This window comes from Dactylosporangium sp. NPDC048998 (assembly GCF_043197855.1).
Taxonomy (GTDB): domain Bacteria; phylum Actinomycetota; class Actinomycetes; order Mycobacteriales; family Micromonosporaceae; genus Dactylosporangium.
The window spans coordinates 57,422-81,307 of the sequence record NZ_JBICTV010000005.1 but is presented as its reverse complement, the minus strand read 5'-3'; the positions used below and the strand labels follow the sequence as shown (position 1 = coordinate 81,307).

Sequence of the window (23,886 nt, the reverse complement as noted above, 5' to 3'; positions counted from 1 at the left end):
CATGAGCGACTTTTCCGACCGTACCGGTGGGGGCCTCTCCGAGGGCCTGCCGCCCGGCGAGCGGCGGCCGGCCGACCTCGACGAGCTGCGCCGGCACGGCCCCAACCTGTGCGAGGCCGCCATCCGCGTGCACGCGGAGCAGGTCACCGACGAGCTCGCCGCCGAGCGCGACAAGTGGAGCAAGGGCTTCACCCGCCGCCGGCTCGTGCAGGGCGCGGGCTTCGTCGGCGTCGCCGCGCTCGGCACGCAGCTGGTGACCAGCCGCGTCTCGTTCGCCGCCCCCGAGGACAACAAGAACACGCTCATCGTCATCTTCCTGCGCGGCGGGATGGACGGGCTGTCCGTCGTCGCGCCCGGTGACGACCCGAACTACAAGCAGATGCGGCCCAACATCGCGGTACCGATGGCGGCGATGATGCCGGCAGGGCGCGGCTTCGGCCTCAACCCGGCGATGACCTCCCTCTACCCGCTCTGGCAGTCCGGCAAGATGGCCGCGGTCCACGCCGTCGCCTCGCCCGACGCCAGCCGCAGCCACTTCCAGGCGCAGGACGCGCTGGAGCGCGGCGCCGCCTCGGTCGCGGTGCGCACCGGCTGGCTCGACCGGGTGCTCGCGCAGATGGGCCCCGGCACGACGTTCCGCGCCATCGCGCAGGGCTCGGCGCTGCCCCGCTCGCTCGTCGGCGGCGAGCAGGCGATCGTGCTCAACGGCATGCGGGACTTCCGCATCGACAACGACAGCATGCGCTCGCAGACGATGGACGCGCTCAAGACGCTGTACACCGGGCTGGACCACCCGCTCGCCGCCACGGCGGGGAGCACGCTGCAGGCCATCAGCACGGCGCAGAAGCTCGCCACGACGCAGTACCGGCCGGCCGAGGGCGTGCAGTACCCCGGCGGCGGCCTCGCCGACCGGCTCAAGGACATCGCCCAGCTGCTCAAGGCCGGCGTCGGCCTGCGCGTCGCCGCCCTCGACGTCGGCGGCTGGGACATGCACACCAACCTGGGCCGCGTCGACGGCGGCGACATGAAGAACTCGCTGACCAACCTCTCCGACGCGATCGGCGCGTTCTGCACCGACATCGGCCCGCTGCTGGAGAGCACGACCGTCATCACGATGAGCGAGTTCGGCCGCCGCGTGCAGGAGAACGGCAACGTCGGCGTCGACCACGGCCACGGCAACGCGATGCTGCTCTTCGGCGGCGGCCTCAACGGCGGCAAGGTGCACGGCAACTGGCCGGGCCTGGCCCCGTCAGCCCTCGACCAGGGCGACGTGGCGGGCGCCAACGACTACCGCGACATTCTGGCCGAGATGCTCAAGAAGCGGTTCGACGTCGGCGACCCCACGGCCATCTTCCCCAACCACGACTTCAAGACGCTGGGCGTCTTCAAAGGCTGAACACGGCTCCCGTCGTCGTCGACAGCGTGCACGCGTTGCCGAACGTGTGGCGGTACGCGACCTTGCGCCCCTTCCACCGCCCGGTCGCGGTCACCGTCACCGGGTCCCACTGCAACGTGCAGACCCCGCCGTTGAGCTGCAGGCGGTCGAACTTGCCGCCCGCCTTGGCCAGCTCCGTGCACGCGTCGTAGGCCTGACGGTGGCTGCCGCCGGCGGGCTGGCAGGTCAGCACGGCACGGCGCTGCGCGGGCCGGCTCGAGTCGCCCTTGGCAACGGTGAGCACGAGCTGCGTCCCCGTCGCCGATCCGTCTCGTGCCATTGCGGCGTCGGTGGTGGCGGTCATCGGTGGTCGCGTCGCGCGCACGTCGGCCGCCAGCGCGGCGCCCGGGGCCGCCACCTCCACCGCACCGACCGCCGCCAGCAGCACCGTCGCCGCCGCGGCCAACCGTGTCGCACCCATCCGTAACCCCCGTCGCACCTCTCCTGGCTCGCAGAGCCTACGCCACTTTGCCGCGATTTGCCGGATTTTTCTGATAAATGCACTTTACCCGGTACACCGTGCGTCGAATTCTGTCGCGCCGCGCACCCCGTTGATCGATGTGCGGGATTAGGGTGCATACACGACACTCCTTGTTGGGAGGTGCCCCGTGACGCAGGATGTGCGGGCCCAGAAGCTCGTCGCCGGGCTGCTCAGGGTGGCCGTGATGGCCCCCACCGACGGCCCGGAGCCCGACCACGGCCTCCCCCCGGCCCACCGCCAGGTGATGCTGCTACTGGGCCGCCGCGACCGCGAATACCGCCTCTCCGACCTGGCCGGCGACCTGGGCTCCTCGGTCGCCGTGGCGATGGCGCTGCTCTCCCCGCTGATCGCGGAGGGCCTGGTCGAGATGCGCCCCGCCCCGTCGTACGCCGCACGCGACATGCGCGTCGCCGCCACCGACCGCGGCCTGTCCACCACGCCGGCCCCGGCCAACTGGGCCGACGAGCTGCTGTCCGAGGTGGAAACCCTGACCGACAACCAGCAGGCGCGCCTGCTGCGCATGGTCACCGCGAAGATCGGCCTGATGCAGCAGCAGGGCAGCATCCCGGTCACCCGGATGTGCCTGTCATGCCGCTTCTTCGACGGATACCGCCACCCGGGCACGGACACCCCGCACCACTGCTGGTTCGTCGACGCCCCGTTCGGCTACCGCGAGCTGCGCCTGCACTGCCCCGACCACATCCCCGGCGGCCCGCCACCGGGCGCGGCATAGCCCTCCCCGCGCACGGGCGGACGCGCACGCACACTGCGTGCACCCACCGGTGAACCTGGACACACTGCCCGCTGCGCCCCGCCCGAAGTGCTCTTATGCTGTTCGCGTGACGAGCTGGGAAACACCATGACCATGTCGGTGACGACCAACGTCATGATGGACGGATCGACGGTGCTCACCGTGCGGGGCGAGGTCGATCACGGCAACGCGGCCACGCTGCGTCAGGAGATCGTCTCCGCCGCCACCGAGCGTCGCCCGGGGGTGCTGCGAGTGGACCTCGGCCTGATCACGTTCCTGGACTCGGCCGCGGTCGGAGCCCTGGTAGGCGCGCAGCGCGAGTGCGGCACCGAGGGCGTGCGCATGGTGGTCTCGCGGGCCAGCCCCTTCGTCCACCGCCAGCTGCGCATCGCCGGCGTCCACGAGATGCTCGGCACCCCGGCCGAGCACGACACCAACCACACCGTGTTCTGAGTGTTCTGTCGCACTGCCGCAGCAAAGATCCGAACCAACTACCCCCGGGCCTGGGCCCCGATGCGCCCAGCGAGCGGCATTCCCCCAAAGCCGACATACCCGAAATTTCGCCCCACAGGCGAAAGATCCGGCGCGTAGCGCCGGATCGGAGGGCGGACCAGTTGGAGGTTCGGACCGGTTGCCGTAGGGCTTGAGAGCGGGGGTCCTCGGGAAAGTTTCACGGCGCGCCGAGGGTGCGCGGGCGCGGACGGGTCAGGCGCTGGTCGAGTCGGTCGCCACCGGGGCCGGGACCGCGGCCTGGGTCGGGACCTCGTAGCGCTTCGGGGCGGGGCGCACGTCGTCGTGCGGGAAGACCCACACCCGGTAGGCCCACAGGCGGAAGACCATCGCGAGGGCCACGCCGATGATCATGCCGAAGACGAAGTCGGAGATCTCCTCGACCGCGTGGCTCACGTTCGGGTAGTGCAGGCCGAAGGTGTATTGCGCGATCCACAGCGGCGCCGAGTTCACGGCCACGCCGATGCCGTTCACCACGGTGTACAGCAGCATCTCGTGGTGGCGACGCCGGCCGCCGCGGGTGCGGAAGGACCACTCGCGGTTGAGGAAATAGGACACCACCGTCGCGATGATATTGGCGATCGTCAGCGCGGTGACCGGCTTCGCCCCGAGCACCGTCAGGCGCAGCGCGTAGTTGAAGACCAGGCTGACCACGTAGCAGAGGCCGCCGACGATGACGAACTTCACCGTCTCGCGATGCTTGCGCAATAGCGCTGCCAGGGGATTGGGCAGCCAGTTGAGGGTCCGGTCTGTAAGACGCATCGGGCCGGACTATACCCGGCGAACCTTGCGATATGCCCACCCCTGTCGCGGAAAACCGGCGGGTGGCGGTCGGACGGAACGCTCAGCGATCACCCGTGCACACCGACGTAGCGGGCGTGACCGCGACCGCCTCGTCGACGGGGCCCACGACGACGCAGTACGGCACGCCCGGGTCCACGTCGCGGATCACATACCGCGCGGTGCCCGGCGGCACGGTGGTGACCACCGCGGTGGGCGCCTCGGCGCGGGACAGCGCGACGACCACGGTCACCGGCAGCGCCGCCCAGGTGACGATGAGTTCCGTGCGGCCGTCCCGCAGCCGCAGATCGCGCACCACGGCGGCGGCCGCTGACGCCGGCGGGGCGCCGGCTGCGGAGGACGACGGCGGCGAGGCGACCGCCGCCGACAGGGTCGCCGCCGGCGCGGACAGCGCGGCGCCGACGGCCGCCGGGGAGGTCGCGGCCTGCGGCGACGGCGCCCGGGCGGGCCGGTGCCACAGGAGAAGCCCGGCGAGTACCGCCGCACCCAGGACGACGACCACCACGGACAGCAGCGGCCACGCGGACCGCAGCCGCCGCGGAGGCTGCGAATCGGGCGGCGGAGGCTGCGGGGGCTGCGGAGGTTCGGACGGCTCGGGAACGGCCGGATCGGCGACCGGACCGGCGACCGCCGGCGCCGGATCCCTGACGGGTGGTGACGACACCGGTGCGGAGGGCATCGGCGGCTCGACGGCCGCCAGCTCCCACTCGACGGCCTTGGTGAGCGGGTGCCGCGTGCCCAGGCGCGCCCGCGCCGCGGCGTGCGCCAGCGTGAACAGGCGCCGGGCCGCGGCGACGTCGCCCCCGGCGTGCTGCAGCGCGGCCAGCTCCGCCGCGATCCGGATGGTGTCGAGGTCCTCCGCGCCGTACTCGCGGCGGTGTACGACATACGCGGCGTTGAGCATGCTCAGCGCGAGCGCCGTCTCGCCGCGGTCGCGCTGCAGCAGCGCCAGGTTGACCCGGGCCAGGCGCACCGCGCGGCACACCGGCTCGGCGCCCTCCTCGTCGATGCCGCTGTCCAGCACCCGGTGGTAGAGCCGCTCGGCCTCGTCCCACTCGTCGTAGTCGTGCCGCACCGCGGCCAGCACCGCGACGGCGTGCACGGTCGCGCGGTGCGCCGGGCCGTAGCGCCGCTCCGCCTGCACGGCGACGGCGTCGGCCAGGTCGTACGCCGCGTCGAGCTCGCCCAGCTCGCGCAGCACCTCGGCGAGCAGGCGCCGGGCGGTGAGCCGATCGTCGTCGGCGAGGCCGGGCTCGTCCAGCAGCTGCTGGACCGCGGCGCGGGCGCCCGGGAAGTCCCACTCCACGATGCGGCGCCCGACTTCGTCCAGCCGGTCAGTGACATCGACAGCACTCACAGTATCCCTCCGCCCTGCGAGCTTAGGGATGTCGATGACGCAACGCCAGCCTTCGATCACGCAAGGAAACGGAACGCGTGGCCTCGGCTCCGGCAGCCTGCCACGTCGCTGCCGGAGCCGAGCCGTTCGCGTTGCCGCGTCAGAAGCCGCGGGCGCCGCACACTGTGAAGGTTCGGCCGCCCGCCAGGGGCCTTGAGGGATTCAGCCGACGATTCGCCGGTACAGCCGCAGATAGTCGTCCACCATGCGCTCGGCGGAGAAGCGTTCGAGCGCGCGGGCGCGCACCCGGGCGCGGTCGAGCTTGAGCGCGTCGTCGAGCGCGCCGGCCGCCTCCGCGGCGTTCGCCACGAGGTAGCCGGTGACGCCCTGATCGACGACCTCGGGCATCGAGCCCAGGGGATAGGCGAGCACGGGCGTACCGCAGGCCATCGCCTCCACCACGGACAGCCCGAACGGCTCGGCGAACCCGATCGGGTGCAGCAGCGCGGCCGCGCCGCCGAGGACCTCGGCGCGCCGCGCGGGGCCGATGTTGCCGGCGTAGACGATCTGCTCGCCGTCGACGTGCGGCATGACCTCCTCGGCGTGGTACCGCTCGTCGTGCACCGGCCCGCAGATGAGCAGCCGCCGACCGGCCGCGCGGGCGATCCGGATCGCCTCCGCGGTGCCCTTGTCGGGGTGGATGCGGCCGAATGCGACCAGCGACTCCCCCGGCTCGGCGCGGAACGGGAACTGCCGCGCGTCGATGCCGTGGTAGATGGTCGCCGCGTAGTCGAGACCCGGGCCGCGGTCGGCGTCGGAGATGGACACGTAGGCCGAGCGGGCCCGCTGGTAGGCCGGCAGGATCGCCGGCGAGCAGAAGCCGTGCACGGTGGTGAGCAGCCGGGTGCGGCAGAACTCGCTCATCGCCAGCGGCAGCCAGTCGAGGTTGTTGTGCACCAGGTCGTACTCGCCGCTGCGGGAGTAGCAGTGCGCGATGTGGATGGCCTCCCAGACCCGGCCGTCGTAGCTCGCGTCCTCGTTGTACGGGCGCGCCACGACGCCGTCGAGGCGGGCGGAGGTGATCGAGTCGAGGCTGGCGAAGAGGGTGACGTCCACGCCGCGGGCCACGAGCCCCTCGGCGAGCAGGGACACGACCTGTTCCCACGGCCCGTACGCCCGCGGCGGCGTGCGCCAGGCGATCGGGCCGAGCAGTGCGACCTTCATCTGAGCCCCCTACCCGCGCGCCATCGCGCGAATCCCCTCCCATCATGTCCCCTCCCATCACGGTGCCGGGCTCAATTCCGCGGCCGGGCTGCCGATAAGGAGTCAGCCGATTCAGCGACTTCCCGGGGAGTTCGATGGCCGCATGGCGCTGGTACGCGGCCCTCGGGCTCGGCACCGTGCGACCGCGGCCCGCGTGGACCGGGCCGGGCACCTGGGAGACGCCGGAGCAGGCGGAGCGGCTGCGGCAGCTGGACTGCCCCAGGCGCAGGGGTACCACTTCTCCCGGCCGCTGCCCGCGGCGGACCTGGACGAGGTGCTGACCGCCTCCGGCGGCGTGCTGCGCGGGGCTACGCCTTCCGCAGCAGCCGGTGCTGCCTGACCACCGGCACGGACAGGGTCTTGTACCCCACCTGCTCGAACAGCACCGTCATCTGCTCCCCGGCGTAGGACAGCACGACGCCCTTGCCCCACTCGCCGTGGCGGACCTCGCTGTGCACCGGGAAGGGCGCGTCCGCGGCAGCGGCCAGGCCGGCGGCGGCGCTGCCGTCGGAGCAGTTGTCGCAGTGGCCGCAGGTGCCCTCGAGGTGCTCGCCGAAGTACGCCAGCAGCGTCCGGCCGCGGCACTGCTCGGTCTCGGCGAAGTTGCGCATCATGTCCAGCCGCGAGCGGGACACGGTCTGCTGCCGCTCGGCCTGCGCGTCGGCGAGCTCGGCCGCCCGCGCCGGGGTCGGGGCCCAGTGCGGCGCCTTCACCCGCCCGCCGGTGAGCATGCGCGCGCCGCCGACCTCCTCCAGCAGCGTCAGCAGCTGGCCCAGCCGGCGGTTGCCCAGCCCCGTGCGCTCCTCGAGCTCGTCGCGGGTCAGCGGCTTGTCCGCGGCGCGCAGCAGCGCGGCCAGGGACGCGACCTCCTCGCGGTCGACGGAGACGTTGGTGAAGAACTTGCGCAGGCCGCTGTCCTCGGTGCGGTGCAGCAGCAGCACGGTCGCCGGCTTGCCGTCGCGGCCCGCGCGGCCGATCTCCTGCAGGTAGGAGTCGGGCGAGTCGGGCAGGGACACGTGGTTGACCCAGCGGATGTTCGGCTTGTCGATGCCCATGCCGAATGCCGTGGTGGCCACCATGATCGGTACCTCGTCGGCGAGGAACGCCTCGTGGGCGCGCTCGCGCTCGCCGGTGCTCATGCCGCCGTGGTACGCGACGGCGTCGAAGCCCTCCCGCTCCAGGCGCTCGGTGAGCTCCTCGGTGGCGCGGCGGGTCGGGGCGTACACGATCCCGGGCGGCGTCGACTCGCGCAGCCGGGCGACGAGGCGCCGCCAGCGGGTCTCCTCGTCCGGGCAGTGCACCGACTCGAGGTACAGGTTGGGCCGGTCCAGGCCGGTCACCACGACCTCTGGGTCGCGCATCCCGAGCCGCTCGATGATGTCCTCGCGCACCGGCGGCGAGGCGGTCGCGGTCAGCGCGACGATCGGCGGGCGGCCCAGCTCGCGGATGAACTGCCCCAGCTGCAGGTAGTCGGGGCGGAAGTCGTGGCCCCACGCCGAGACGCAGTGCGCCTCGTCGACCGCGACCAGGCTCGGCCTGAGCGCCTTGATCTGCGCCACCCGAGCCGGGTCGGCGAACTGCTCGGGGGTCAGGAAGACGAACTCGGCGTCGCCGGCCCGCAGCGCCTCCAGCGCCTCCTCGCGCTCGCCGCGGCCCTCCGCGGAGGACAGCCGCACCGCGACCAGCGACTCGTGGTGGCGGGCGGTCAGCGAGGCGATCTGGTCCTGCTGCAGCGCCAGCAGCGGCGACACGACGATGGTCGGCCCGGGCAGCAGGGGCGCCGGCACCTGGTAGATCGCGGACTTGCCGGCCCCGGTGGGCAGCACGGCCAGCGCGTCGCGCCCGGCCATGAGCGCCTCCATCGCGCGCAGCTGCTCGTCGCGCAGCCGCTCCCAGCCGAAGCGTTCGAGCGCGATTCGGCGCAGATCGTCCGTCGTCATGCGCGCCTTCCTATCATCCTCAGCCGCGCCGGGCCCGCATCGGCCCATCGTCTGGTAGTACGGCAGGTATGCCTATCGAGACGCAAGGCGTGGTCGCACTGGGCAAGGGCCGCCCAGTCAGCCTCGAGACCGTTGTCGTACCCGAGCCCGGCCCCGGCGAGGCCCGGGTCGAGGTCCAGGCGTGCGGCGTCTGCCACACCGACCTGCACTACCGCGAGGGCGGTATCAGCGACGACTTCCCGTTCCTGCTCGGCCACGAGGCGGCGGGCATCGTGGAGTCCGTCGGCCCGGGCGTCACGGAGGTGGCCCCCGGCGACTTCGTGATCCTCAACTGGCGCGCCGTGTGCGGCCAGTGCCGGGCGTGCCTGCGCGGGCGCCCGTGGTACTGCTTCAACACCCACAACGCGAAGCAGAAGATGACGCTCGGCGACGGGACCCCGCTCTCCCCCGCCCTGGGCATCGGCGCGTTCCTCAGGCACACGCTGGTCGCCGCCGGCCAGTGCACCAAGGTCGACCCGCAGGCCCCCGCCACGGTCGCCGGCCTGCTCGGCTGCGGCGTGATGGCCGGCATCGGCGCCGCCGTGAACACCGGCAACGTCACCCGCGGCGACTCCGTGGCCGTCTTCGGCTGCGGCGGCGTCGGCAACGCGGCCATCGCCGGCGCGCACCTGGCCGGCGCGACCACGATCATCGGCGTCGACGTAGACGTGCGCAAGCTGGCCTGGGCCAGCGACTTCGGCGCCACCCACGTGGTCAACTCCCGCGAGACCGACCCGGTCGAGGCGATCCGCGCCCTGACCGGCGGCTTCGGCGCCGACGTGGTCATCGAGGCGGTGGGCCTTCCGCAGGTGTACGAGCAGGCGTTCTACGCCCGCGACCTGGCCGGCACGCTCGTGCTCGTCGGCGTGCCCCGCCCGGAGATGCGGCTGACGCTGCCGTTCCTGGAGGTCTTCGGCCGCGGCGGCGCGCTCAAGTCCAGCTGGTACGGCGACTGCCTGCCCAGCCGCGACTTCCCCACGCTCATCGACCTGTACCTGCAGGGCCGCCTGCCACTGGAGAAGTTCGTGACGGAGACCGGCGACCTCGGCGACGTGGAGGAGGCATTCCACAAGATGGAGCGCGGCGAGGTGCTCCGCTCGGTCATCGTCCTGAGCTGACAGCACGCGCCGACTATCGGAAGGGCTTGTCGGCGATAGGTTCCCGATATATCGTCGAACTATCAAACGATGGTTCGACGAATGGGGGATGCGATCATGAGGTCGCGACAGGGGTTCTTCGACGCCGGGGCGTGGCAACGCGGGTTCGGCAGCTTCATCCCGCCGTTTCCGCCCGGGGGCGGGCGCGGCTGGGGTCATCACGGGCACGGGCCCGGCCGGGGGCGCTCCCGCGGCGGCCGGCCGAACGTGCGCCAGGCCGTTCTCGCGCTGCTGCACGAGCGGCCCATGCACGGCTACGAGATGATCCAGGAGATCGAGCAGCGCACGGGCGGCATCTGGCGGCCCAGCCCCGGGTCGGTTTACCCGACCCTGCAGATGCTCGAGGACGAGGGGCTCATCGCCGCCGAGGAGAGCGGGGGGCGCAAGCGGTTCGTGCTCACCGAGACCGGACGGCCCGAGGCCGAGGCCGCGGCGCAGAACGCGCCCTGGCAGGAGTACGGCGACGAGAACGTCTCGCAGGCGCAGGAGTTCCGCGACGCCGCGTTCGGGATCATGGACGCGCTGCGGCAGGTCGGTTTCAACGGCACGAGCGAGCAGCGCGCACAGGCGCTCGAGGTGCTGAGCGAGACCCGCCGGAAGCTGTACGCCATCCTGGCCGACTGACGGCCGAGCAAAGGATCGGCGACTCGAAATCCACAGACGCGGTCCCGGGGCGTGCGGCCCCGGGACCGGCCGCGCAGAAGGAACCCGCCATGCGTTGGTGGACCATTCGCCCGGCGCCGCCGCCGGCGCCGCCCGGGACCGAGGCCGGCCCGGGGCAGGCTACGGCCGCCGCGCCGGATCCTCGTTCCGGCCGCCCAGCGCCGCCCAGACCTGGTTGACGGTCTCGAACACCACGCGCTCCGGGAGCGCCTCCAGGGCATCCAGCACCTCGTCCGGCGCGTTCATCTCGGACGCGCCGGCGATGAGGTCGTCGCGGTCGCCCGGCAGGCTCGCCTTCGGGATGTACCGGCCCAGGTTGCTGCGCGCGTCCACCTCGTCGGCGGTCATGCCGAGCGGCGCGCCGCCCGGGCGCGCGCCCTCGCCACCCAGGTCGACCTGACGGGCCTCCAGCTCCGCCTCGCGCCGCAGCCGGTCGTCAAGGACCGCCCCGTGCTTGGTGTTTCCTCGCTGCATGACATCCATGAAAGCGGAGGTACCCGACCAAAGCTCCCCCAAACGGCTCACCCTCCGATTGAGAACCCACGCGCCTGGGTAGGCAGTTGGCCATCAGCCCGATACACCGCACTCCGAACCCCCCGGCGTGCCGGCCCGGGCGATTCGCAGGAGGTGAGCACACAGTGGCACGCATCGGGCAGCTGTTCGGCGGTCGCGGCGTGACCGATCGCGACGGCGACGGCGACAAGACCGAGCGGACGGCCGACCGCAACCGTGACCGTGACGGGAAACGAACCGAGCGGACGGCCGACCGCAAGCGCGACGGGAGCGGCGAACGAACCGAGCGGATCGCTGCCCGCGACCGCGACGGTGCCGGTGACCGCGGCGCGACCGCCATGCGCCCCACCATCGACCGCGAGCCGATCAGCCCGCCCGCGCCGCCCGTCACGAAGCCGGACGCCGAGGCGGTCACCCGGCCGGCGCCGGTCCGCCAGGCGCCCGCCCGGGTCAGCCTGCTCGCGACGTGCGGCCTAATGCTCGGCGTCGCCGGCGTCGCGGTCGCGCTGACCGGGCTGCTCGCGCCGTGGGCGATCGCCGTCGGCGCGCTCGGCCTGCTGTTCTCGTTCGGCGGCATCATCGCCGGCGTGCGGCCCAACGTGGCCGGGCGCGGGCTGGGGACGCTGGGCGTGCTGTTCAGCGGTACGGCCGTCGTCTTCGCCATCCTCGCGATGACCGGGCAGGTCAGCTGGCTCGACAGCCACACCGACCAGGTCGCGCGCCTCAAGGACTGGCTCGACGCCCGGCTGCCCTGGATGAAGGACTGGTGACGCCGACATAACCGAAACAAGGTATAAGTCGGATAAGTCCGGATCACGAAGTGTCCGGACTTATCCGTCGCATCATCCCGCGGCCACCGGTTCCGCCGGGGCGGGCTCCGGGGCCGGGGCCCGGCGCCGTGTCGAGAGGACCGAGCCCGCCAGGATCAGGGCGAACGCCACGCCGGTCAGGGGTGTCACGTCCTCGCCGAGCACGAGCGCGCCGAGCAGCACCGCGACCGCCGGGTTGACGAACGTGATGACCGTGGCGCGCACCCCGCCGACCTCGGCGATGAGCGCGAAGAACAGCACGAACGCCAGCGCCGTGCAGATGACGGCCAGGGCGAGCGCGGCCAGCGCCGGGCGCAGGGTCACGTGCCGGGCCAGGTCCGGCAGGCCGGGCACCGCGACCGGGGCGAACATCAGCGCGCCGACCACCAGGGACGCGGCCGCGACGCCGTAGCGGGGCACGTCGGACAGCCAGCGCTCGATGATGAGCGGGCCGATGGCGTAGCACACGACGACCCCGCCGAGCTCGAGCATCGCAGTGAGGCCGCCGGCGCCCGCGTGGAAGCCCAGCAGCACGGCGACGCCGGCGAAGCCGATCAGCAGGCCGCCGACGCGGCCGGCGGTGAGCCGCTCGTCGCGGTTGGTCAGCCGGGCCAGGACGGCGGCGACGAGCGGTACGCCGGCGATGACCAGGCCGGTGAAGGAGCTGTCGACGTGCCGTTCGGCGTCGGAGAGCAGCAGCCAGGGCAGGCCGATCTCCACGACGGTGTACACGAGCAGCGGCAGCCAGGGGCGCAGCGACGCGCGTAGCTCGCGGCGGGCGAGGGCGATCGGCAGCAGCAGGACGGCGCCCATGGCGGTGCGCAGGAAGACCAGCTCGGCGGGGCCGATCTCGCGAACCGCGACCTTGATCAGCAGATAGGGGATCCCCCACACCACGCACATGGCGCCGAAGAGGATCCAGCCACGACGACTCATGCCCCCGATTTCACGGCCGGCTGGCGGGCGGCGTCTTGAACGCTGTTGCGGAATGCGGCCGGGGTGACGCCCGTCACCCGCTTGAACCAGCGGGTCAGGTGGGCCTGGTCGGCGAAGCCGACGGCGCCGGCCACCTCGGCCGGGGTGCGGCCCGCGGCGAGCAGGTGCCGGGCGTGGCAGACCCGCTCGAGCACCAGCCAGGCGTGCGGCGGGAAGCCAGTCGCCTCGCGGAACACGCGCAGCAGGTGAAACGGGGACAGCTCCACGCCGGCGGCGAGCTCGCGCAGGCTCGGGGCGCACCGCAGGTCGGCCAGCAGCCGGTCGCGGATCTCGGCAACCTTGCGCGCGGCCGCGGCGTCGGAGGCGCGCGGGGCGCCGGGCCGCAGGCTCGCGGCGCCCGGTGACCGCGTGCGCGCGCCGTGCCGCTGGATCACGGCCTCGAACGCCCAGACGAGCCGGGAGTGCGCGGCGAGCGGGTCGAGGCCGGCGGTGAGCTCCTCGTGCGCGGTGCGGATCAGGTGCACGGTGTGCGGGTCCTCGACGATCGGCTCGTGAAACCCGGCGCGCTCGGTGTGGCCGTCGAAGAGCATGGCCTCGGTGGGGTACAGCACCCGGTAGGCCCAGCCCTCGGGGCCCGCGGCCATGCCGTCGTGCGGCTCGCCCGGCTCGAGGATGGCGAGGCTGCCCACGCCGGCCCGGCGCAGCTCGCCGCGGTAGTGGAACTGCTCCTCGCCGCAGGTGACGACGCCGATCGCGTAGGTGGCGTGGCTGTGCCGGGTGAACTGGTGCCGCCGGTAGCTCGCGGTCAGCAGGTCCAGAGCGTGGCGGCCGTCGTCGAACCGCGTCCACTCCGCCGACTCGCCCATGTGCCCCAACCTAGCCCGGCGGGAGCCTCGCCGAAAACGTCTACCAGGTCACGGGCGGCGCATCAGGCGTGGGCGGCGACCCGCAGCACGTGGTCGGTCAGCGACGGGTCGGCGCGCAGCTCGTCCGCGGTGTGCGTGGCGGCGACGACCCCGTCGGCGAGCAGGGCGACCCGGTCCGCCACGGCCAGGGCGTGCTCCGGCTGCTGCTCCACGAGCAGCACGGTGAGCCCGCCGCGGGCCAGCTCGGCGACGACCGCGCGGACCCGCTCGGCCAGGCCGACCGCCAGCCCCTCGCACGGCTCGTCGAGCAGCAGCAGCCGCGGCTGGGTCAGCAACGCCCGGGCGATGGCGAGCATCTGCGCCTCGCCGCCGGAGAGCTGGTCGCCACGGTTGCGCCGGCGCTCGCCGAGGCGGGGCAGGAGCTCCAGGACGCGCGGTACCGTCCACTCCCCCCGTCGCCGTGACAGCCGCAGGTGCTCGGCGACGGTCAGGCTCGGGAACACCCGCCGGCCCTGCGGCACCAGCGCCACCCCGGCGCGGGCCACCCGGTGCGCGGGCCGCCCCGCGAGCTCCTCGCCGTCGAGGCGGACGCTGCCGCCCTTGGGCCGGAGCAGCCCGCAGACGGTGTGCACGAGCGTGGTCTTGCCGGCCCCGTTGCGCCCCAGCACGGCCAGGGCCGTGCCGGCCGGCACCGTGAGGTCGACGCCGTGCAGCACCGTCCCGCCGCCGTAGCCGGCCTGCAGCCCCTCCACCGTGAGCGTCATGGCTTCACCCCCGCGTAGGCGGCGGCGACCTCGGGCGAGCGCCGCGTCTCGGCCACCGTGCCGGTGTGGACGTGGCGGCCGGAGTGCAGCACCGTCACGTGGTCGGCGAACCCGTACACCAGGTCCAGGTGGTGCTCCACCAGCAGCACGGCGACCCCGTCCGGCAGTTCGGCGAGCAGCCCGGCCAGCAGTTCGACCTCCGGCGGGGCGAGGCCCGCGGCCGGCTCGTCGAGCAGCAGCAGCGACGGCTCGCCGGCCAGCGCCATCGCGAGCTCCAGCTGCCGGCGCTGGCCGTGCGACAGCGCGCCGGCCTTCACGCCAGCCAGGTCGGCGAGACCGACCGCGGCGAGGCGGTCGCGGGCGCCCGCGCGCAGCCGGCCCCACGGCCGGCGGGCCGCGACGAGCACGTTGTCGAGGGCGGACAGCGTCGGCCAGACGGCCGGGTGCTGGTGGGTACGGCCGATGCCCAGCCGCGCCCGGCGGGCCGGGGACAGTCGGGTGACGTCGCGCCCGGCGAAATGGATCCGCCCGGCGGTCGGGCGCAGCGCGCCGGCGACGAGGCTGAGCAGCGTCGTCTTGCCGGCGCCGTTCGGGCCGATCAGGGCCCGCCGCTCGCCGGGCGCGAGCTGCAGGCCGACGCCGTCGAGGGCGGCCAGGTCGCCGTAGCGGCGGCCGAGGCCCTCCACTCGCAGGATCATCGCGCCGCCCCCTGCTCGGAGATCTGCTCGGAGCTCTGCCGGGAGACGGTGGCCGCGTCGTCGGGCGCGCCGCGGGGCGGAGGTGCCGCGGGCGGCGGCGCGGGCCGGCGCGGGCGGAGCCGGGACAGCGCCGACAGCGCCGCGCGGTCGCCGAGCAGGCCGTTGGGCAGCAGGTACACGCAGATGATGAACAGGCAGCCCAGCAGCAGCGGCGCGTGGCCGGCGCCCGCCAGCCAGTCCCGGGTGGCCACCACCAGGCCCGCGCCGACCAGGGCGCCGACCATGGACGTGGCGCCGCCGATGACGACCGCCAGGAGGATCAGCGCGGCCACGTCGAAGCCGCCGTCGCTCGGGGAGATGTACGACTGCACGGTCACCAGCAGGGCGCCGGCCACGCCGGCCAGGGCGCCCGCGACGACGTAGGCGGCCGTGAGGTATCCGGCGACCGGGTGCCCGCTGGCCCGCATCCGGCGCGCGTCGTCGCGGGTGGCCCGCAGCAGGGCGCCCGCGGGCGAGCGCAGCGCGAACAGCAGCGCGACGACGATGACGGTCACCACGGCGAGGGTGTAGAGGTACACCGCGCCGTCCGTGTCCAGGGCGGCCAGGCCCGGCAGCGGTACCACCTTGCCGAGCGCGAGCATGCCGTCGGTGCCGTGGGTGACGGACTTCCAGCGCCCGGCGACCGTCATGGTCAGCTCGCCGAGCGCGAGGGTGATCATAAGGACCACGACACCGCGGGCGTACACCACGAGCGGCGCGGTGAGCAGCGCGAAGAGCGCGCCGGCCGCGGCCGCGCAGAGCAGCTGCACGATACCGAGATCGACGTCGTTGCGCACGAGGATGGCGGTGGTGTACGCGCCGACCAGATACGGCGCGGTCTGGCCCAGCGTGGGCAGGCCGGCCACGCCGGTCAGGAGCGCGACGCTCACCGCGAGCAGGCCCACGATGAGGATCCGGGCGAGCATCTGGTTCGCGTACTCGTTCAGCGTCCACGCGAACGAGACCAGCAGCGCCAGCAGGGCCGCCGTCGCGACGTACAGGATCCATTTCATGCGGATCGCCCCGACGGCAGCAGGCCCCGGGCCCGCGCGGCGAGCGCGATCGCCATCGCGCCGAAGAGCGCGAACGGGGCAACGGTCGGGAAGTTGGCGACGCCGACGGTCTGGATCTCGCCGACCGCGATGGCCGCCACGAGGGCGCCGACGATCGAGCCCATGCCGCCGAGCACCACCACGACGAGCGACAGCATCAGTACCGTGTCGGCGGTGCGCGGGCCCGGGCCGATGATCGGGGCGCCGAGCGCGCCGGCGAGGCCGGCCAGGGCGCCCGCGCCGGCAAGGACGCCGGTGCGCACCGCGAACGGGGAGACGCCGAGCATGGCGACCATGTCCCGGTCGTCGACGGTGGCGCGCACCAGGCCGCCGACCCGGGTCCGGGCCACCAGCAGCGCGAGCCCGGCGGCGATGAGCGCGGCGACGCCGATCAGCGCCAGCCGGTACCCCGGGTAGCTGTGCCCGGCCAGGTGTACGGTCCGGTCGAGCGCGGCCGGCACGGTCACGCCGAGGTCGTCCTTGCCGAACAGCGCGATGAGCCGGTCGCCGGCCACCAGCGCGACGCCGAACGTGAGCAGCGCCTGCGCGAGGTGCCCGCGGCCGCCGAGCGGCACGAGCATGACCGACAGCAGCGCGCCGCCGGCCCCCGCGGTCGCGGCGCCGACGAGCGCCGCGAGCGCGAGCGAGCCCCAGCTGCCGTCGCTGATCTCAGCGGCGGCATACGCACCGAACGCGTACAGCGTCCCGTGCGCCAGGTTGAGCACGTCACCCACGCCGAAGGCGAGGGTGAGCCCGGCGGCGACGACGAACAGCAACAGGCCGTAGGCCACGCCGTCGACCGCCGGGATCAGGTAGTCGTCCAACGGACTAGGCGCCGACCGTCGCGAGGTCCTGCACCAGCACGTTGGCCAGCGCGCGGCCGTCGCTGCGGACCTGACGCAGGTACCACTTCTGGATGGGCGCGTGGTTCTTGCCGAACTGCCACTGCCCGCGCGGGCTGGAGATCTGGCCCAGCTTGGCGATCTGCTCGTTGATCGACTGCGCGGTCGGGTTGGCCCCGGCCGCGCCGATGGCCCGGTCGAGCACGGCCGCGGCGTCGTAGGACGCCATCGCGTACGTGGTCGGGGTCGCGTCCGGGTAGGCCTGGCGCCACGCGGCGACGAACTTGCGGTTCTCCTCGTTGTCGAGGTCGGGCGAGTAGTTGCAGACGGTGAAGACGTCCTTGGCGGCGTCGCCCTCGGCCTGCAGCACCGAGCCCTCGGTGATGAACGCGCCGTACAGCGGGAGGTCCTTCACGTCGGACTGCTTGTACTGCTTCACGAAGTCGATCGCGGCCTTACCGGCGTAGAACGTGTAGACCGCCTTGGCGCCGCTGGACTTGATCTGGCTGAAGTACGGCAGGAAGTTGGCCGTCTGCGGGAACGGCGTCCACAGCGTCTTGCCGTTGGGGTTGGCCAGCGTGCCGCCGATCTTGGTGAACTCGTTGGTGAAGCCGCCGACCTCGTCGTAGCCACCCTGGTAGTCCGGGCCGATCGCGAAGACCGGGCCGTCGACCTTGTCCTTGATGTACTGGGCGATACCCTGGCCCGGGTCGGAGGACATGAAGCTCGTCGTCCACACGCCGCTGAAGTCCTTGAGCTCGGGGCGGCCGTTGGAGCCGATCAGCGGGATCTTCGCCTCGCTCAGCAGCGGCGCCACGGCGGCGACGGAGCCACCGCCGACGATGCCGGTCACGGCGACGACGCCCTCGTCCTTGATGAGCTTGGTCGCGGCCGGGACCGCGGTCTGCGCGCCGTCGCCCTCGTCACCGACCTTGAGGTCGATCGGGTGCCCGCCGAGCTTGTTGTCGTGCAACTTGAGGTAGAGGTCGAGACCCTTCTTCAGGTCGGTGCCGACCGCCTGGTAGGTGCCGCTCAGCGAGCCGAGGAAACCGATCTTGAGGGTGGACGCCGCACCGGCGCTGTCGGACTTCGCGTCGTCCTTGGCGCACCCGGCGCCCGCGAGCACCAGGCCGGTGGCCAGCGCGATGCTGACCAAACGTCGTTGCAGGGACATTGTTCTCCTTGAGGGGGTTTTATCGGCGAGCGCCGGCGCGCTGCGCGAGGGCGTGCTCGGTCACGGCGACGAGGATCTCCTTGGCCGACGCCCTCGACCGAACGTCGGCGTCGAGCATCGGGACGCTGCGGTGAACGGCCAGCGCGTCGCGGATGTCCTCGATGTGGTAACGCGCCGCGCCTTCGAAATTGTTGACGGCGACGACGTAGGGCAGGCGGCGGTTCTCGAAGTAGTCGATGGCGCCGAAGCAGTCCGCCAGGCGCCGGGTGTCGGCGATGACGACCGCGCCGATCGCGCCCCGGCACAACTCGTCCCACATGAACCAGAACCGCTTCTGGCCCGGGGTGCCGAAGAGGTACAGGACGAGGTCGGAGTAGAGCGTGATGCGGCCGAAGTCCATCGCCACCGTGGTGCTGCCCTTGTTCGGCACCAGGGTGGCGTCGTCGTGCTCGAGGCTGGCGGCGGTCATCACGGCCTCGGTCGTCACCGGCGGGATCTCGGAGATCGCGCCGACGAGTGTGGTCTTGCCCGCACCGAAGCCGCCCGCAATGATGATCTTGACTGCGGTCGGGCGCCCACGCCGGTACGGATCGGTCACGCCGGGCCCCGTACGGCCGGGGTCAGCGCGTCACCGATGCGGTTGGCCAGCTCGGTCATCTCGTACGAGACCTTGCCGACGTCGGCGTTGGGCGAGGCCAGCACGAGCATCGACGCGCCGTCGCTGAACGCCATGCAGAACATGAAACCGCCGTCAAGCTGGGTCACGTTGGAGATGACCTGGCCGGCGTCGAAGAAGCGGGCGGCGCCGGCGAGGAGCGCGACGAGACCACTACCGGTGGCGGCGAGCTGGTCGGCCCGGTCCCGGGGCAACGCCCGGGTGTGGGCCAGCACGAGGCCGTCGGTCGAGATCGCCAGCGCATGGCTGACATCGGGGGTGCGGCTCGCGAAGCTATCCAGCAGCCAACCGAGATTACTCGGGTCGGTCACAGACGTGGTCCTCTCCAGCTGTTGCAGGTACATCCAACGGTTCCCCCCAAGCCAGGCTCAGCCTTGCGGGCGTCGGTTCGCGACGCCGCGTGCGTACGCCGACATGGCCGCGGCGACCCGCGAGGGATCGCGCTTCGGCGCGCTCGTCTGGACAGGAACGCCGGGCCGGGTGGCCGGCTCGGCCGCGCCCGGCACGAGGTGGCGCCCTGCCGCGCGGACCGGCAGGCCCACGGAGGTCGTGGAACTCACCTCCGGCGTGGCGGCCGCGGCAGCGGCCTGCCATCCGGCGTCGGCGCCGGACTCCCAGTTCGTCGCCTCGTTGCTCGTCTCGAGGCCGGGCGGCGTCTCGGTCCGGAACCAGCCGTTGACCGACTGGAAGATCGGCAGTTCGATCGCGTCGTCGGTGGCGGCCGCGGCCAGGATCGCCGGCACCTCCGGCTCGGGCAGCGGCGGCCACATGCCGGGCCCGGGCGGGGCCGCCTGGTGGGCGGGCTGGGCCGGATAGGCCGCCTGGGCCTGATAGGCGGGCTGCCCCGGCGATACCGTCGACAGCTCCTGCGTCGGCCACTGCTGCGCCGGCACCTCGAACAGGCTGGGCTCGGCGGGCCGCTGCGGCGTGAACAGGTCGTTGGCCGGGCGGGCGCCGTTGCCGGCGTGCTCGGCGGTGACCGTCACCGGCAGCTGCGGCCCTCGCTCCGAGGCCATGATCGGCCGGAACACGTCCTTCGGGATGACGATCTCGGCCAGCGTCCCGGTGTGCTGGCCGGCGCGCAGCTGGACCCCGATGTGGTACCGCGCGGCGATGTGCCCGACCACGGTGAGACCCATGGCGCGCACGGCGGCGATGTCGATCGCGGGCGGGTGCGCCAGCAGCTCGTTGAGCTGTTCCCGCCGCGCCGCGGACAGGCCGACGCCGGTGTCCACGATCTGCACGATGACCCGGTCGCCCAGCGCCCGGCCGGTGACCCAGACCTCCGACTCCGGCGGCGAGTACCCGGTCGCGTTGTCCAGCAGCTCGGCGAGCAGGTGCACGATCTCGTCGACCGCTTCGGCGACGACCGCCACGTCGTCGTCGACGCTGCCGAAGCGGACCCGCACGTAGTGCTCGATCTGGGAGATGGCGGCCTGCAGGACCTTGCCCAGCGGCGCGTCCTCGCGCCGCACGCGGGCGGCGCCGGAGCCGCCCAGCACCAGCAGGCTCAGGTTGATCCGGGCCATCCGGGTGGCCAGGTGGTCCAGCTGGTACAGGTCCTGCAGCCGGTCGGGGTCGGTCTCGTCCCGCTCGACCTTGTCGACCTGGGCCAGGACCGCGTCGACCAGTCGCTGCTCGCGGCGGGACAGGTGGACGAAGATCTCGGCGACGTTGGAGCGCATGACGGCCTGCTCACCGGCGATCCGGACCGCCTCGCGGTGAACCGCCCGGAAGGCCTGGGCCACGTCCGCGACCTCGTCGGAACCGGCGACCACCAGGGTCGAGGACGCCCGGTCGGCGACCTCGTCGGGGTCGACCGTGCCGGGCGCGGCGGCGCGCAGCTCCGCCACGACGGAGGGCAGCTGCTCGTAGGCGACGGTCCGGGCGGCGTCCTGCAGGTACCGCAGCCGCCGGGTGAGGCGCCGGGCGACGAAACCGGTGAGCACGATCGCGACGAGCAGCACGACCGCCACTCCGGCGGTCTGCAGCGCGGCTTGGGTCATCTGGTCGTCGTGGACCACGGCGACGGACTGCTCGACGCTCTCGTCGACCTGCTGCTCGACCTGATACAGCAGGCCCTCCCAGCCGGACATCGCGTTGATCCAGCCGGCCGAGTCCAGCGCGATCGGCGAGCCGGTCGCGGTGCGCCCGACCTGGTCCTGCAGGCGCTGCGCGGCGACGACCTGGTCGCCCATGCCCGCCTGCTCGTACCAGGTGCGCCACTCCGCCGGGGCGAGCAGGTTGAACGAGACCGTCGCCTCGATGAAGCTCGTGCGGGTCGCGGTGATCTCCTGCTGCAGCGCGGGCGTGAGCTCCCCGGCGGCGATCGCCCGCAGCACGGCGGCCTGCTGCTGGCCGACGGCCTCGGCGGCGCGGGAGAGCGCGGCCGCGGCGCGGATCTCGTCGGCGAGGTCGGTCGGGGCGCCGGAGCGGGCCACCGACTCGCGGTAGGCCAGCAGGTCGGCGATGACGATGCGGTAGCTGAACGCGATGGCGGACACCGAGGCCCGCTTGTCGTTGCGGACCTGCTCGCGCAGCCCGGCGAGGGCGTTGACACCGGTGTCGATGCGCGAGAGCGTCTCCGAGTCGCCGCCGCCGGAGAGGCTGTGGCGGCGCTGCTGGTAGACGTGTGCCGCGTCGTCGGTCAGCATCGCCTGCTGCTGGAAGGCGTCCGTCAGCGTCGGGTCGTCCCTGAGCACGACGTTGACGGCGGCGGCCCGCTCGCGCTGCAGCGCGTGGGCGAGGCCACCGGCGTTGGTGGCGAGCGCGGCGAGGTCCTGCAGGGTGCGCGCCCGGTTCACCTCCTGGATGGTGGAGACGAACGCGACGCCGGCGAAGACGACGACGGCGACGAGCGGGACGGCGACGATGAGGCGGAGCTGGTCGACGATGCGCCGGCCGGCGCGTTGCCCGCGCCGCTCCTGTCCGCCGCGGCGCGGCGGGGGCGGCGGCTGCTCGCGACGGGCGAGCGCGGCGGTGTGGCGAGTAGGCCGGCGCTCGGGGCTCTGCCGCGGGTCGCGACCCTGCCGTTGGGCGGGCACGGGCAGCGAGCTCTGGCTTTGGGTCACGAAAAGTCCCCGCAGGCATCCGAGATTGACAATGCGCGTCGGACGCGGACCGAGCCGGCAGGTGCTCTTGACACCGAATGTCCCGGCTCTCGCATCGACGTTGTGCACAATCACAGCTCGGCCGATCCGTGTCAATACCGACGTACGTGATCCAGCGACGATCGCCTGTTTCCCACTCATCCGTTCGCCCAGTTGTCAGCCAACCCGTACGGACCCAAACGGCTGTACTCGCGGGATTTTCGACTGACATCTCCCGATGCTGGAAACTTTGACGCGACGCGAACTTTACGTTGCTGTAACAACACGGAATGGAGCGTAAAGATTACGACCGGTCACCCATTGTCCGGAAAAAATATCTCCTTCCGACAATGTTCAGGCTATGGCAAATACCTCAGCCGCCCGCGCCAACTACCCGAGGTCCGGTGCACGGGCGGCCGCCGAAGCCGAGCCGGGCCGGCACCGCGGTGGACTCGGCAAACTGGTCCGGATCAGGGCATTCGTCCGCAAGGGTTGGGGCGATCCCGGCCGCGGCGCCGGCCACCACGACCATCGAGCGCACTCCCGGCGAACCCCGGGCGATCCGTTTCGTCATTCGGCCGCGCCGCTCCCCGCGACGCGGGACCGTGGAAGGGACGCACCTAGGAGGAAACCATGGCTTCCGACGCCGTCACACTCATCATGAACGACCACCGGATCATGGAGCAGCTCTTCGAGCGCCTGCGCTCCCGCCACGGCGACCGCCAGCTGCTGCTGGACGAGTGCGCCGCCCGCCTCACCGCGCACAGCCACGCGGAGGAGCAGAAGGTGTACCCCGTGCTGGCCGGCCTCGACGCGCACGCCCGCGAGGAGGTCCGCACCAGCGCCGATGAGCACCACGAGGCCGAGCGGCTGCTGCACGACCTGCAGCGCATCTCGCCCCAGGGGCCGAGCTTCGACGACCGCCTCGAGGACTTCATCGCGACTGTCGCGCGGCACGTGGAGCACGAGGAGGACGAGCTGCTGCCCCTGCTGCGCGAGGCGCTGAGCGAGGAGCGGCTCGCGCAGGTGGGCGCCGCGTTCGAGGAGGTCCGCATCGCCGAGCTGGCGGTGGCGGGCATCCGGGTGTAGGCCCGGTGCCGGCCGTTCCAGCGGTTGCCGATTGGCCCGCCTTCGGTACAGTCGAGCTGGTCATGGTCAGTTTCGGCGGCCTTACCGGTGATCCCGTCGGCGCGGCGCGACTCAGCGACCTGCCGGTCGGGCGCTCCACCGTGCGGACGGTGGACCACGTCGTGATCCTGGTCAGCGCCGGGCAGGGCACGCACGCGCTGGACTTCGTGACGTACGCCTGCCGCCCCGGCACCCTGCTGTGGGGCCGCCCGGGCCAGGTGCACCAGTTCGGCGGGCAGGCCGGCTTCGACGCGACCGTGCTGACGTTCTCGCCGGCCATCCTGCCCGAGCTGCCGCTGCCGGAGCTCGTCGCCGACCCGTTGGCGGCGGCGTGCTGGCAGCCCGCGGGCGAGGACGAGGATGCCATCGTCGCCGAGATCGCGCAGATCGGCGTCGACCAGGTCCGCTACGGCGGCACCCCGTTCGGCGAGACGCTGCTGGCCCACTCGGTGGCGGTGCTGCTCATGCGCATCGCGGCGCTGGCGCCCGCACCCCGGCGCGGGCCGGCCGACCTGCTCATCGGCCTGCTGCGCGCCGAACTGGAGCGCGAGGTGCGGCATCGGCGCGTCGAGGACTACGCCGACCAGCTGCGCTGCTCCGTGCGGACGCTCACCAGGGCCAGCCTCGCGGTCACCGGCCGCAGCGCCAAGCAGCTCATCGACGAGCGGGTGGCGCTGGAGGCCAAGCGCCTGCTGGCCACGAGCGGGCTGCCGGCCGCCGACGTGGGGCGGCAGCTGGGCTTCGAGGAGCCGACGAACTTCGGCCGCTTCTTCGCCCGCGAGACGGGCCAGTCGCCCGGCACGTTCCGGGCCGCGCTGCACCGCTCCCCCGCGCCGCGGGTGCCGCACCAGCGCTCGGCCCTGCCCGGCCGGTTGACCCCGCGCACCGCCTGACCTCGCTGCCGCGGAAGCGCGGGCTACGGCG

The 23,886-nt window shown here is 73.0% G+C and carries 24 protein-coding genes; 8 read left to right on the top strand and 16 right to left on the bottom strand.

What is annotated here, in order from left to right:
- The first annotated feature begins 1 nt into the window (after position 1).
- A complete protein-coding gene (locus ACGFI8_RS14115) occupies positions 2–1,396 on the top strand; it encodes a DUF1501 domain-containing protein (RefSeq protein WP_392804250.1) in 1,395 nt (464 codons plus the stop codon).
- Here the strand turns inward: ACGFI8_RS14115 and ACGFI8_RS14110 are convergent.
- A complete protein-coding gene (locus tag ACGFI8_RS14110) occupies positions 1,386–1,856 on the bottom strand; it encodes an SSI family serine proteinase inhibitor (protein ID WP_392804248.1) in 471 nt (156 codons plus the stop codon). The two genes, ACGFI8_RS14115 and ACGFI8_RS14110, sit on opposite strands and share 11 nt — an antisense overlap.
- A gap of 187 nt (positions 1,857–2,043) precedes the next feature.
- On the opposite strand from ACGFI8_RS14110, the gene ACGFI8_RS14105 reads away from it, so the two are divergent.
- Positions 2,044–2,649 (top strand): hypothetical protein, encoded by a 606-nt coding sequence (locus ACGFI8_RS14105; protein WP_392804246.1) that lies wholly within the window; start codon positions 2,044–2,046, stop codon positions 2,647–2,649.
- Positions 2,650–2,775: 126 nt separating this feature from the next.
- On the top strand, positions 2,776–3,120 hold the full coding sequence (locus ACGFI8_RS14100; RefSeq protein WP_392804244.1) for an STAS domain-containing protein: 345 nt from the start codon (positions 2,776–2,778) through the stop codon (positions 3,118–3,120).
- Positions 3,121–3,372: 252 nt separating this feature from the next.
- Here ACGFI8_RS14100 and ACGFI8_RS14095 read toward each other — a convergent pair whose 3' ends face one another.
- From ACGFI8_RS14095 to ACGFI8_RS14080, 4 genes are all read right to left on the bottom strand, one after another.
- Entirely contained in the window at positions 3,373–3,939 is a 567-nt protein-coding gene (locus tag ACGFI8_RS14095) for a GtrA family protein (protein WP_392804242.1), read from the bottom strand.
- A gap of 82 nt (positions 3,940–4,021) precedes the next feature.
- On the bottom strand, positions 4,022–5,335 hold the full coding sequence (locus ACGFI8_RS14090; RefSeq protein WP_392804241.1) for a hypothetical protein: 1,314 nt from the start codon (positions 5,333–5,335) through the stop codon (positions 4,022–4,024).
- A gap of 201 nt (positions 5,336–5,536) precedes the next feature.
- Positions 5,537–6,538 (bottom strand): glycosyltransferase family 4 protein, encoded by a 1,002-nt coding sequence (locus ACGFI8_RS14085; RefSeq protein WP_392804239.1) that lies wholly within the window; start codon positions 6,536–6,538, stop codon positions 5,537–5,539.
- A 347-nt stretch (positions 6,539–6,885) separates the two neighbouring features.
- Entirely contained in the window at positions 6,886–8,517 is a 1,632-nt protein-coding gene (locus ACGFI8_RS14080; RefSeq protein WP_392804237.1) for a RecQ family ATP-dependent DNA helicase, read from the bottom strand.
- A 68-nt stretch (positions 8,518–8,585) separates the two neighbouring features.
- On the opposite strand from ACGFI8_RS14080, the gene ACGFI8_RS14075 reads away from it, so the two are divergent.
- Complete coding sequence (locus ACGFI8_RS14075) at positions 8,586–9,674, top strand: S-(hydroxymethyl)mycothiol dehydrogenase (protein WP_392804235.1); 1,089 nt, start codon at positions 8,586–8,588, stop codon at positions 9,672–9,674.
- A 96-nt stretch (positions 9,675–9,770) separates the two neighbouring features.
- Positions 9,771–10,337: a PadR family transcriptional regulator gene (locus tag ACGFI8_RS14070; protein ID WP_392804233.1), complete on the top strand. Its 567-nt coding sequence runs from the start codon at positions 9,771–9,773 to the stop codon at positions 10,335–10,337.
- 159 nt (positions 10,338–10,496) lie between these two features.
- Here the strand turns inward: ACGFI8_RS14070 and ACGFI8_RS14065 are convergent, their stop codons facing one another.
- A complete protein-coding gene (locus ACGFI8_RS14065) occupies positions 10,497–10,850 on the bottom strand; it encodes a DUF2795 domain-containing protein (protein ID WP_392804232.1) in 354 nt (117 codons plus the stop codon).
- A gap of 164 nt (positions 10,851–11,014) precedes the next feature.
- Here ACGFI8_RS14065 and ACGFI8_RS14060 point away from each other — a divergent pair, with 164 nt between their 5' ends.
- Positions 11,015–11,659 carry a hypothetical protein gene (locus ACGFI8_RS14060; protein ID WP_392804230.1) on the top strand — a complete coding sequence of 215 codons (645 nt, stop codon included), beginning with the start codon at positions 11,015–11,017 and terminating at the stop codon, positions 11,657–11,659.
- A 72-nt stretch (positions 11,660–11,731) separates the two neighbouring features.
- On the opposite strand, the gene ACGFI8_RS14055 is transcribed toward ACGFI8_RS14060, so the two are convergent.
- From ACGFI8_RS14055 to ACGFI8_RS14010, 10 genes are all read right to left on the bottom strand, one after another.
- Positions 11,732–12,634 (bottom strand): DMT family transporter, encoded by a 903-nt coding sequence (locus tag ACGFI8_RS14055; RefSeq protein ID WP_392804228.1) that lies wholly within the window; start codon positions 12,632–12,634, stop codon positions 11,732–11,734.
- Positions 12,631–13,500 (bottom strand): helix-turn-helix domain-containing protein, encoded by an 870-nt coding sequence (locus ACGFI8_RS14050; RefSeq protein ID WP_392804226.1) that lies wholly within the window; start codon positions 13,498–13,500, stop codon positions 12,631–12,633. Before ACGFI8_RS14050 ends, ACGFI8_RS14055 begins: the two co-directional genes overlap by 4 nt.
- Positions 13,501–13,562: 62 nt before the next feature.
- Positions 13,563–14,264, bottom strand: a complete 702-nt coding sequence (locus ACGFI8_RS14045; protein WP_392804224.1) for an ABC transporter ATP-binding protein — start codon at positions 14,262–14,264, stop codon at positions 13,563–13,565.
- A complete protein-coding gene (locus tag ACGFI8_RS14040) occupies positions 14,261–14,962 on the bottom strand; it encodes an ABC transporter ATP-binding protein (protein WP_392804223.1) in 702 nt (233 codons plus the stop codon). The genes ACGFI8_RS14045 and ACGFI8_RS14040 overlap by 4 nt, the downstream gene beginning before the upstream one ends.
- Positions 14,959–16,014 carry a branched-chain amino acid ABC transporter permease gene (locus tag ACGFI8_RS14035; RefSeq protein WP_392804221.1) on the bottom strand — a complete coding sequence of 352 codons (1,056 nt, stop codon included), beginning with the start codon at positions 16,012–16,014 and terminating at the stop codon, positions 14,959–14,961. Before ACGFI8_RS14035 ends, ACGFI8_RS14040 begins: the two co-directional genes overlap by 4 nt.
- Positions 16,011–16,877 (bottom strand): branched-chain amino acid ABC transporter permease, encoded by an 867-nt coding sequence (locus ACGFI8_RS14030; RefSeq protein ID WP_392804219.1) that lies wholly within the window; start codon positions 16,875–16,877, stop codon positions 16,011–16,013. Before ACGFI8_RS14030 ends, ACGFI8_RS14035 begins: the two co-directional genes overlap by 4 nt.
- 4 nt (positions 16,878–16,881) lie before the next feature.
- Complete coding sequence (locus ACGFI8_RS14025; protein WP_392804217.1) at positions 16,882–18,069, bottom strand: ABC transporter substrate-binding protein; 1,188 nt, start codon at positions 18,067–18,069, stop codon at positions 16,882–16,884.
- Positions 18,070–18,088: 19 nt separating this feature from the next.
- Positions 18,089–18,667 (bottom strand): ATP/GTP-binding protein, encoded by a 579-nt coding sequence (locus tag ACGFI8_RS14020; RefSeq protein WP_392804216.1) that lies wholly within the window; start codon positions 18,665–18,667, stop codon positions 18,089–18,091.
- Entirely contained in the window at positions 18,664–19,056 is a 393-nt protein-coding gene (locus ACGFI8_RS14015) for a roadblock/LC7 domain-containing protein (RefSeq protein ID WP_392804215.1), read from the bottom strand. Before ACGFI8_RS14015 ends, ACGFI8_RS14020 begins: the two co-directional genes overlap by 4 nt.
- A 57-nt stretch (positions 19,057–19,113) precedes the next feature.
- Positions 19,114–21,816 (bottom strand): nitrate- and nitrite sensing domain-containing protein, encoded by a 2,703-nt coding sequence (locus ACGFI8_RS14010; RefSeq protein WP_392804213.1) that lies wholly within the window; start codon positions 21,814–21,816, stop codon positions 19,114–19,116.
- A 651-nt stretch (positions 21,817–22,467) separates the two neighbouring features.
- On the opposite strand from ACGFI8_RS14010, the gene ACGFI8_RS14005 reads away from it, so the two are divergent.
- Together ACGFI8_RS14005 and ACGFI8_RS14000 are read left to right on the top strand one after the other, a co-directional pair.
- Entirely contained in the window at positions 22,468–22,923 is a 456-nt protein-coding gene (locus tag ACGFI8_RS14005; RefSeq protein WP_392804211.1) for a hemerythrin domain-containing protein, read from the top strand.
- A 62-nt stretch (positions 22,924–22,985) separates the two neighbouring features.
- Complete coding sequence (locus ACGFI8_RS14000) at positions 22,986–23,855, top strand: helix-turn-helix domain-containing protein (RefSeq protein WP_392804209.1); 870 nt, start codon at positions 22,986–22,988, stop codon at positions 23,853–23,855.
- Positions 23,856–23,886 lie beyond the last annotated feature (31 nt).